The organism is Micromonospora tarensis (genome assembly GCF_016803395.1).
GTDB classification, from domain to species: domain Bacteria; phylum Actinomycetota; class Actinomycetes; order Mycobacteriales; family Micromonosporaceae; genus Micromonospora; species Micromonospora tarensis.
Window position 1 is genome coordinate 1 of sequence record NZ_JAEVHL010000240.1, and the last position, 10,115, is coordinate 10,115.

A 10,115-nucleotide genomic window follows, 5' to 3' on the forward strand; every position below is an offset into this window, starting at 1 on the left:
ACCCGGGCCGCTCTCGTTCGAGTCCACCGGGCTGCTCGTGTTGACCTTCGTACCGCTGGTCGTGCCGGTGACGTTCACCGAGAACGTGCAACTCCCACCAGCCGGCAGCGTCGCACCGGCCAGGCTGATGCTGCCACCACCGGCCGTCGCGGCGATCGTGCCACCACCGCACGAGCCAGTCAGACCATTCGGAGTGGCCACCACCAGCCCGGCGGGTAGCGCATCGCTGAAGGTGACGCCGGTCAACGCCGTACCCACGTTGGGGTTGGTGAGAGTGAAACTCAGCGACGTCGTCCCGTCCGCCGGGATCGTCGCATCCCCGAAAGCCTTCGAGATGGTCGGTGGCGCGATGGATGCGGCACAGAACGGTCGCGTGATCGTGTTGTGGATCAGCGTGACGGCGCCGTTGCGGGCCAACACTCGTCCAGCGACGGTGGCTCCCTCACCCAGCGTCGCCGATTGCAGCGCCAGGATGCTTCCGACGAAGACGGTCCGGGTGTTCAGGGTCGCCGAGCTGCTGACCTGCCAGAACACGTTGCACGCCTGGGCGCCGTTGACCAGGCTGACCCGGCTGTCAACCGCGGTGATCAAATCGGATCCCGCTTGGAAGATGAACACCGAGTTGGGATCGTTCTGCCCGTCCAGCGTGACGGTGCCCGTCAGAGACATGGTGGCGGGTGACGTGTACACCCCTGCGACCAGGGTTTGGCCGCCGAGCTCGCTGACCGTGCTGGTCGTGGGCTCGGCCGCGGCGAAGTTGTATGCCGTGGTCAGATCGGCCTGGGCCTGCATCGCCTCGGTGTCACCGACGTGCGTGTCGCCGTTTACCACGGGAGCACCCGTAACCGACGTGCCCGGCCAGACACCCAGGTCCCCGTTGATGACAGAAGGACCGACGGGGGGCGGAACGTCGGTGACCGCTTGACCGGCCAACACCCCGTAGGTCTCGGCAACCCCCAACGGCACCGGGGCCTGGGCCCAGGCCGGTGTCCCAACGACGCCGACAAGGACCGTCGTAGCGGCGACGGCCCCGGCCATCAACATCGCAGTAGACCGACGGCGCACGCGACACGCGCGAACCAAACGGATCATCGACACGGATTCCCCCACCAATCAAGAGCCCGCCTCCGGGCAAAGTCAGAACGCGAAAGTTGTACTGACGCTTCCCGGCGACGAGCGCCCCAAAAGCCTCGGCCGAAGTGTAACTACGCCAACACCGTTCAAAGTGGCTAAATGTCATAAAAACGGGCAGCTAGGGGAACCCGACGTGTTGACGGACGAGTTGTACTACCAGGCAACTTCTTGTGGATCGGGGTGTACGGGTGACGGGGCCAGATCTTGATGGCGGTGATGTCGACGGTGGCCAGGTACATGAAGCGGCGTCGCCATCTCTCGCCACTCCCCTGCCGTCCGTGGGCCTGTTTGCGGACCAGATGCGGACTGCCCACCTGTCCGGGCGCTGGCGTCAGCCGACGGGATGCTCACGTAGTCGCCCGGAATGCCGATCAGGTGGAAGGGCTGGCGGGTCCACTTCCCGCGGATACCGGCGACGGCGTGCCGGTCCGGCAGCTCGATGAACAACCGCTCGCCTTCTTTCAGCAAGGCGACTCTTGCGGCCGTAGTCCTCGACGTGGGGCGCAACGTGGCCGTTGGGGCCATCGTAGAGCTGTTGGTAGGCGTCAGAGCACTTCTCCTGGTCGCCGAAGGATCCCAGGCTCTTCACGGCATGCAGTTCAACCCCATGCTGAGCCATCGTGCGCAGGAACTTCATCTGCTTCTCAGGCGAGGCACTGCTGCTGCACGTGGTGAGAAGTGCCGCGAGGGACAGGAACAGGGACGCTGCCGAAAAGCGCTTCTCCATGCGCGCGAAGTGCAGCAACCGCCCTTGATGTCCCCGGGGAAGCGCCTGTACGCCTGGCAGGAGTCGAACCTACGGCCCTGGGATTAGAAAAAGGATCAGGGAAGGCTGGCCGGGTGGCTGTGCCCCTGGTCAGCCCGTCCTTCGGTGTCGGGAGTGTCGGCGCTCGCAAGCGGGCTTGGCTGTACGAATGGCTGCACAACCAAGGTGGCCCGACATGATCTGCAACGGTTGCTGTCGACTGCGGCTAGAGGCAGATCCAGCAGTAGATGCGTTCCCCGCTCGTGCGTGCTCTGCGGGCCAGCCCAACGAACTCCCGCAAGCGCGACAGCATGACCTCCGGCTGCATGTCGCTGTAGTGGGACAGCTCCTCGATGTGTGACCACTGGTCGGCTAGGCCCGGCAAGCGGTCATCCGGGATTTCGGCAAGCGCATCTCGGGCGAGTTCGCTCAGTACGACGATCCAGGGTCCTTCGTCCTCAGGGTCCTCACCAGCGCCGTCCGGCCAGATAAGTCGTTCCCCGATCAGGTCGGCGTCCCATGACAGCCTCGTCGTCGGAAGCGCGGAAGTAGTCGTACAGGCCACCCACAGACGCCTCCCGATCGGCTGCGATGCCGCCACTTGCAGGACGACCGGGAGAACATACAACCCGGCCCCCATTGGAGGCGGATCTCCTCGTCGGGCAGTCGTCAGACCTTCCAGCCTCCCCCGGGCGGGGACAAGGTGGAGCGCCCTACTGGACGAACGGCCCCGTCCGGGAAGGCTGGTAGCCCTCGTGGTGCCCAGCGAGGTGACCCGCTGCGGCATCTCTGAGGGCCGGGGTTCGGGGCAGCGCCCCAAGGTCTTCAAGGTCTTGTCATCCCAAGGGTAACCGGCCGGCCCGGCCGATGCCGGCCGGAGGTCGCCAGCAGGCCGGGGCCGGGCCGACGCGGTCCGCTTGCGGGCCGCCTCGATACGGCAGGAGAACGAGTCGGCAATCAACCGCACTGGCCGCTTAATCTTGACCGACGGTCAAGCAGCGCCAGGCCGGCTCCAACTTGACTGATCTTGGTCCCCAAAACGGCGAAAGGGCCGACCCGATCTCCGGATCAGCCCTCTGACCTGCGTCGGGACGGCCGGATTCGAACCGACGACCCCTTGACCCCCAGTCAAGTGCGCTACCAAGCTGCGCCACGTCCCGCCCCCGCGGAGTTCCCCCCGCGACAGCCGGTACAGCTTAGCGCAGGTACCGCACCCCGTCCGCACAGACCCCACCCGCGTCGTGAGGCCACGGAACCACCCTCACACCCCCTAAAGCGTCCTAGGAGGGTGGGGTACAGAAATGCCGGACGGGCGCGAGGCCCATCCGGCATTTCGGCAGAACCGCTCAGCCGTGCGCCTTGCCTCGGCCGCCGGGGCCGAGTTTCTTTCGCGGGCGGACCGAGATTTCGATCGGGCTGCCCTCGTACCCGAACTCCTCGCGGAGCTTGCGCTCGACGAAGCGCTGGTACCCGGCGTCCAGCGGCCCGGTGGTGAAGAGCACGAAGCGGGGCGGTGCCACGCCGGCCTGCGTGGCGAACAGGATCCGTGGCGCGCGCCCACCGCGCACCGGGTGCGGGGTGGCCTGCACCAGCGCGGTCAACCACTGGTTGAGCTGCGCCGTCGGCACCCGCTGCTCCCAACTGGCCAGCGCCTTGTTCAGCGCGGGGGCCAGCTTGTCCACCGCGCGGCCGGTCATCGCGGACAGGTTCAGCCGGATCGCCCAGGGGATGCGGCGCAGCTCGCGGTCGATCTCCTTGTCCAGGTAGTACCGACGGTCGGCGTCGACCAGGTCCCACTTGTTGAAGGCGATGACCAGCGCCCGGCCGGCCTCGGTGACCATCGACAGGATTCGCTGGTCCTGTTCGCTGATCGGCTCACTGGAGTCCAGCAACACCACCGCCACCTCGGCGGCCTCGATCGCGCCGGCGGTGCGCAGGCTGGCGTAGTACTCGGTGCCGCTGGCCTTGCCGACCCGCTTGCGCAGACCGGCCGTGTCCACCAACTGCCAGGTCTGGCCGCCGATGTCGACCAGGCTGTCCACCGGGTCCACAGTGGTGCCCGCGACCGAGTCGACGACCGCCCGCTCCTCACCCGAGAACCGGTTGAGCAGGCTGGACTTGCCCACGTTCGGCCGCCCGACCAGGGCCACCCGGCGCGGGCCGCGCGGCCGGTCCTCCACGATGGTGGGCGCCTCCGGCAGCGCCGCGAGGATGGAGTCCAGCAGGTCGCCGGAGCCGCGCCCGTGCAGCGCGGACACCGGGAACGGCTCACCGAGGCCGAGCGACCACAGCGAGGTGGCCTCCATCTCGACGGCGGTGTTGTCGGCCTTGTTCGCCACCAGGATCACCGGCTTGGCGCTGCGCCGCAGCATCTTCACCGCGGCCTCGTCCACGTCGGTCGAGCCGACCATGGCGTCGACCACGAAGAGCACCACGTCGGCGGTGAGCACCGCCGTCTCGGCCTGCGCCGCGATGGCCGCGGCCCGGTCCTTCGCGTCCGGCTCCCAACCACCGGTGTCCACCACGGTGAACGCCCGACCGTTCCACTGCGCGTCGTACGGCACCCGGTCCCGGGTCACGCCCGGGATGTCCTCGACGACCGCCTGCCGACGGCCGATGATCCGGTTGACAAGCGTCGACTTGCCCACGTTGGGGCGGCCGACCACGGCCACCACCGGCTGCGGGCCGGTCGGCTCCTCGACGGCGACGTCAGGCTCCCGCAACTCGACCCAACCACCCATATCACTACTCATGCCGCTCCTCCGCTGCGCTCCGGACCGTCATGAGGCACAACCACGCTGAGCCCGATGATTCGCTCGCTACGCTCGCTCATGCCGCTCCTCCGCTTCGCTCCGGACCGCCACACGCCGCGCCCACGACAAACCTCATGCCACTCCCCGCTCGGTGAGCAGGTCGCGCATCCGCGCCACGACCTCGTCGATGCCCAGCTCGGTGGTGTCCAGCACCACCGCGTCGGGTGCCTGCGCCAGCGGGTTGACCTTGCGGGTCGAGTCGAGGCGGTCCCGCCTCGCCAGGTCGGCGGCGGTGGCCGCCACGTCGGCGGCGTCCTCCGCGCTGCGCCGGGCGGCCCGGGCCGCCTCGGAGGCGGTCAGGAAGACCTTCAGGTCGGCGTCCGGCGCCACGACCGAGCCGATGTCCCGACCCTCGACCACCATCCGACCAGCGTTGGCGATCATCTCGCGTTGGCGGGCGACCAGCAGCTCGCGGACCGCGGGAACCGCGGCGACGGCGGAGACCGACCCGGTCACCTCCGGGCCCCGGATCTCGGCGTCCACGCCGACCCCGTCGATCGTCACGGCGTACCCCTGCGGGTGGGTGCCGATGCGCAGGTTGACCTCGCCGGCGACCTTGGCCACCGACGCGGTGTCGGTGAGATCCACGCCGGATCGCAGCACGGCCCACGTGATCGCCCGGTACATCGCCCCGGTGTCCAGGTAGCGCGCACCGATGCCAGCGGCGAGCCGCCGCGACACGGTGGACTTACCCGAACCGGACGGCCCGTCCACGGCGACCACACATCGCCCGGCCCGTACGTTTTCCTCCACCGTGTCCTCCTCAGCCCGTACCTCGCGGATCGCCCGGTGATTCGGCGCCGCAAGCGGTTTGTCAATCGTCATCAATCATGCCCGGGTCCGGCTCGGACCCGCGCGCGACGCCGCCGGAGGCGACCCGCGCCACCTCCAGCGGCCGCGTCCCGGCCATCGGTGGAGCCTACCGGCAGCCGTACCCGGAACTCGGGGGTCAGTCACCCACCGCGTGGAACAGGGCGGCGACCTCCGCGTTGGTCAACCGCCGGATCCGCCCGGTGCGCAGGTCACCCAACCGGATCGGCCCGATCGCGGTACGCACCAGCCGGGTCACCGGGTGCCCGACCTCGTCCATCAACCGTCGGACGATGTGCTTGCGCCCCTCGTGCAGGCTCAGCTCCACCTGGGCGCTTTTACCCAGGGTGTCCACCACCCGGAACGAGTCGACCTTGACCGGCCCGTCCTCCAGCTCGACGCCGGCCAGCAGCCGCTTGCTGAGGTTGCGCGGGATCGGCCCGACCACCTCGGCCAGGTAGGTCTTCAGCACCTGGTACGAGGGGTGCATGAGCTTGTGCGCGAGGGTGCCGTCGTTGGTGAGCAGCAGCAGGCCCTCGCTGTCGGCGTCGAGCCGCCCGACGTGGTAGACCCGCTGCTCGATCCGGTTGCCGATGAACTCGGCCAGCTCGTTGCGGCCCTTGTCGTCCGCCATGGTGGTGACCACCCCGCGCGGCTTGTTCATCGCCACGTAGACCAGCCGGACGTCGACCTGGAGGCGCTCGCCGTCCACGTGGATCACGGCGGTGGCCGGGTCGACCTTGTCGCCGAGCTTGGCGACGCGCCCGTCCACGGTGACCCGGCGGCGGAAGATCAGGTCCTCGCAGGCGCGCCGGGAACCCACGCCGGCGGCGGCGAGCACCTTCTGCAGGCGCTCCGCCCCCTCGTAGACGGGGGCGTCGGGTTTGGGAGAACGGTTATCGGGTCGCATCAGCAAGCTCTTCTACGTCGTCGGGCAGGAAGGGTGCGAGGGGCGGCAGCTCGTCGACGGTGTTCAGCCCGAGCTTCTCCAGGAACATCGTGGTGGTCCGGTAGAGGAACGCCCCGCTGTCCTGTTCCGTGCCGCACTCCTCGACGAGGCCACGGGTGACCAGCGTACGGATCACCCCGTCGCAGTTCACACCGCGGATGGCGGAGATGCGCGAACGGGTCACCGGCTGTTTGTAGGCGACCACGGCGAGCGTCTCCAACGCGGCCTGGGTCAATCGTACGGACTGCCCGTCCAGCACGAACCGCTCGACGTACGTCGCGTATTCCGGCCGGGTGTAGAGCCGCCACCCGCCGGCGGCCCGACGCAGCTCGAACCCGTGCCCGGCGGTGGTGTAGCCGGCGGCGATCTCGTCGAGCATCGGCCCGACCCGTTCGGCGGGTTGCTCCAGCACCTGGGCCAACACCAGCTCGCTGACCGGCTCGTCGACGACCAGCAGGATCGCCTCCAACGCGCCGCGCAGCTCGGCGTCGGACAGCTCCGGCGCGCTCCGGCGCTGCCGTCGCCCGCCGCCGCCCCGCCGGCTGCCGCTTGGGTACGCCCGCAGCCTCCCCCGGCTCAGCCGCTCCCCGGTCCCGCCCGACTCCCCCGCCTCGCCCGGATCAGGGGCGGCAACCTCCGGCGTGACCGGGTCCGGCCCGGCCACATCCGGGGCTACCGCGTGCAGCTCGCCCCAGCTCGAAGCGGAGTCGGCCGGGACTGTCGCACTCGGCTCGCCCGAACCCGAAGCGGCGTCGGCCGGGACGGCCGCGGCCGGGTCGCCCCAGCGCGGAGCGGAATCGGCCGGGACGGCCGCACTTGGCTCGCCTGCGCCCGAAGCGGAGTCAGCCGGACCCGGCTCGACCGGATTCGGCACAGCGGCGTCTGGAGCGACCTCGGCCGACACACCGGCACTGAGCGCGGTGGCGGACGACTCAGCCGAACCCGGAGCGGTCGCGAGCGGCGCCGGGGTGGATTCGGGCTCCGGTCGGGGCGGTTCCGCCCCGGAGTCCTCGGTGTCCGGTACCGGAGGTTCGGCGGCCGGCTCGTCCGGCGCGGCGGCATCGATCGGCGGGGCGGGCTGGCGGGGCCGATCCCACGGCGGGACCCAGGCGGCGGCCTGGTCGGCCAGCGAGTCCCGGCGTTGCTCGTCACTCATCCCGCTCATCCTCCGTGGTTCCCGTCCCGCCCGGCCCGCCGGTCTCCCCCGCCGGTCGGGCCACCTCCGGCCCGGGCGGCTCCCCAGACGCCGCCGTCTCGGACGAGTCGCCGACCGACACCGGCGTCCCGGACGACTCCCCGAGCCCCACCACCGCCTCGGCCGGCTCCGCAGGGGGCGTCGACGGCCCGGACGGCTCGGCGAGCGCCGCCGGTTCGGTGACCGTTGCCGGCGGCTCGGGGTCGGCCGGGGTGCCGGCGTACTCGTCGACGTGCAGGTCGGTGTCGCCGTCGGCCGGGCCGGTCCAGCGCACCGTCAGCTCCTCCAGGGCCTGCTCCTGTACGAAGGAGACCAGGCCCTCCCGGTAGAGCTCCAGCAGCGCCAGGAACCGGGCCACCACCTCCAGGGTGGCCTCGCAGTCGGCGCAGAGCAGCGAGAAGGTGGCGACGCCGGCCCGACGCAGCCGGGCGGTGAGGATCGCGGCGTGTTCCCGGACGCTGACCCGGACCATGTGCACGTGGGCGATGGAGACCTCCGGCACCGGTTTCGGGGTCATCGCCTTCACCGCGAGCTTCAGCAGCCGCTGGGGGCCGATGCCGAGCACCAGGTCGGGCAGCGCCTCGGCGTAGCGGGGTTCCAGGCTGACCGCGCGCGGGTACCGCCGGCCGCCGACCGCCTCCAGCTCGGCGATGTGCGCCGCCGCCTCCTTGTACGCCTTGTACTGCAACAGTCGGGCGAAGAGCAGGTCCCGGGCCTCCAGCAGGGCGAGGTCCGCCTCGTCCTCGACGTCGGCGGCGGGCAGCAGCCTTGCGGCCTTCAGGTCGAGCAGGGTCGCCGCGATGAGCAGGAACTCGCTGGCCTCGTCCAGGTCCCAGTCGTCGCCCATCGCCCGGATGTAGGCGATGAACTCGTCGGTGACCGTGTGCAGGGCCACCTCGGTGACGTCGAGCTTGTGCTTGCCGATCAGTTGCAGCAGCAGATCGAACGGGCCGGTGAAGTTGGCCAGCCGCACGGTGAACCCGACGGGCTGCGCACCGTCGACCACGGCCGGATCGGCGGTGTCGGGCGGGTCGAGGGGTGGCGCGGTCACCGGACGACCGTAGTCCACGAGGCGGGCACCGGGCGTTCCGGCTACCGCTCCGACTGGGCGGCGATCACCTCGCGGGCCAGCTGACGGTAGTTGCGTGCCCCGGAGGACGCCGGGTCCATCGTCGTGATGGGGGCACCGGCCACGGTGGACTCGGGGAACTTCACCGTCTTGGTGATGACCGTCTGGTAGACCTTGTCGCCGAACGCCTCGACCACCCGTTGCAGAACCTGCCGGCAGTGCGTGGTGCGGCTGTCGTACATGGTGGCGAGGATGCCTTCCAGCTCCAGGTCGAAGTTGAGCCGTTCGCGCACCTTGTCGATGGTGTCCAGCAGCAGCGCCACGCCACGCAGGCTGAAGAACTCGCACTCGAGGGGGATGAGCACACCGTGCGCGACGGTCAGCGCGTTGATCGCCAGCAGGCCGAGCGACGGCTGGCAGTCGATCAGGATGTAGTCGTACTCCTTGCGGACCGTGCGCAGCACCCGGGCCAGGGCCATCTCCCGGGCCACCTCGTTGACGAGCTGGATCTCGGCGGCGGAGAGGTCGATGTTGGCGGGCAGCAGGTGCAGGCCGGCCACGTCGGTCTTGATCAGGACGTCCTCGGCGGTCACGTCGTCCTGCATGAGCAGGTTGTAGACGGACAGGTCGAGGTTGTGCGGGTTGACCCCCAGCCCCACCGAGAGCGCGCCCTGCGGGTCGAAGTCGACGAGCAGCACCTTGCGGCCGTACTCGGCGAGCGCCGCGCCCAGGTTGATGGTGGTGGTGGTCTTGCCGACGCCGCCCTTCTGGTTGGCCATCGCGATGATCCGCGCGGGGCCGTGCCGGTCGGTGGGCATCGGCTCGGGGATCGGCTTGCGCATCGTGTAGGCAGCCGGGTCCGCCGGACCCAGGTCCGCGCCGAGCGTGGCCTGCTGCTCGCGGAGCTCCGACGTCCAGGTCTCGGCACGGTCACCGTTGCCAGCCATGTGCTCGTTGCCCCCTCCCGACGACCCACCCGGCGTCGGAGCCGTCCGACGTCCTTCGCGGCGCCGCTGCGCACCCCGGTCGTGTCGCTCCAGGAGGTCCGCGCCGATGCCGACTGTACGCCACCGACCAGCAGGGGGTTCGGCACCGGCCCGGCGTGTCGGCGCCGAGCGCCACCGGTTCAGCCCTGGGCGCGTGGGTGGGCGGTGGCGTACACCTCGCGCAGCCGTTCGACGGTGACCAGTGTGTAGACCTGGGTGGTGGTCACCGAGGCGTGCCCGAGCAACTCCTGGACCACCCGGACGTCGGCGCCGCCGTCGAGCAAATGGGTGGCGTACGAGTGGCGCAGGGTGTGCGGGGAGACGGCGGCGGGCCCGTCGACGGGCAGCGCGGCCCGCACGGCGGCGCGGCGCAGGATGCCCCAGGCGCCCTGCCGGGACAGTGCCCCGCCGCGG

At 70.3% G+C, this 10,115-nt stretch carries 10 protein-coding genes and 1 tRNA gene; all 11 read right to left on the reverse strand.

Annotated elements, in window-relative coordinates; genetic code table 11:
• The coding region (locus JM949_RS29485; protein ID WP_309232381.1) for an ice-binding family protein at positions 1–1,092 on the reverse strand (1,092 nt) is incomplete at its 3' end.
• Between the two features lie 373 nt (positions 1,093–1,465).
• Entirely contained in the window at positions 1,466–1,879 is a 414-nt protein-coding gene (locus JM949_RS29490; RefSeq protein WP_203151423.1) for a hypothetical protein, read from the reverse strand.
• A gap of 226 nt (positions 1,880–2,105) precedes the next feature.
• Positions 2,106–2,264 (reverse strand): hypothetical protein, encoded by a 159-nt coding sequence (locus tag JM949_RS29495; RefSeq protein ID WP_203151424.1) that lies wholly within the window; start codon positions 2,262–2,264, stop codon positions 2,106–2,108.
• Between the two features lie 701 nt (positions 2,265–2,965).
• Positions 2,966–3,039, reverse strand: a tRNA-Pro gene (locus JM949_RS29500).
• A 186-nt stretch (positions 3,040–3,225) separates the two neighbouring features.
• Positions 3,226–4,632: a ribosome biogenesis GTPase Der gene (der, locus tag JM949_RS29505; RefSeq protein ID WP_407664845.1), complete on the reverse strand. Its 1,407-nt coding sequence runs from the start codon at positions 4,630–4,632 to the stop codon at positions 3,226–3,228.
• Positions 4,633–4,764: 132 nt separating this feature from the next.
• Positions 4,765–5,445: a (d)CMP kinase gene (cmk, locus tag JM949_RS29510; RefSeq protein WP_203151425.1), complete on the reverse strand. Its 681-nt coding sequence runs from the start codon at positions 5,443–5,445 to the stop codon at positions 4,765–4,767.
• Positions 5,446–5,641: 196 nt separating this feature from the next.
• The gene (locus tag JM949_RS29515) at positions 5,642–6,412 is read right to left on the reverse strand and encodes a pseudouridine synthase (protein WP_203151426.1); all 771 of its coding nucleotides are present in this window, start codon (positions 6,410–6,412) and stop codon (positions 5,642–5,644) included.
• The gene (gene scpB / locus JM949_RS39350) at positions 6,399–7,136 is read right to left on the reverse strand and encodes an SMC-Scp complex subunit ScpB (RefSeq protein WP_407664846.1); all 738 of its coding nucleotides are present in this window, start codon (positions 7,134–7,136) and stop codon (positions 6,399–6,401) included. Before scpB ends, JM949_RS29515 begins: the two co-directional genes overlap by 14 nt.
• A 463-nt stretch (positions 7,137–7,599) precedes the next feature.
• Positions 7,600–8,697 carry a segregation and condensation protein A gene (locus JM949_RS29525; protein ID WP_309232382.1) on the reverse strand — a complete coding sequence of 366 codons (1,098 nt, stop codon included), beginning with the start codon at positions 8,695–8,697 and terminating at the stop codon, positions 7,600–7,602.
• A gap of 41 nt (positions 8,698–8,738) precedes the next feature.
• A complete protein-coding gene (locus JM949_RS29530) occupies positions 8,739–9,662 on the reverse strand; it encodes a ParA family protein (RefSeq protein ID WP_030334877.1) in 924 nt (307 codons plus the stop codon).
• Between the two features lie 179 nt (positions 9,663–9,841).
• Positions 9,842–10,115: tyrosine-type recombinase/integrase (locus tag JM949_RS29535; protein ID WP_203151429.1), on the reverse strand; the 274-nt coding region annotated here is incomplete at its 5' end.

Bases quoted from the DNA above. Each gene is read 5' to 3' on its own strand.
- der (WP_407664845.1), bottom strand. From the start codon at position 4,632: ATGAGTAGTGATATGGGTGGTTGGGTCGAGTTGCGGGAGCCTGACGTC.
- JM949_RS29515 (WP_203151426.1), bottom strand. From the start codon at position 6,412: ATGCGACCCGATAACCGTTCTCCCAAACCCGACGCCCCCGTCTACGAG.
- JM949_RS29530 (WP_030334877.1), bottom strand. From the start codon at position 9,662: ATGGCTGGCAACGGTGACCGTGCCGAGACCTGGACGTCGGAGCTCCGC.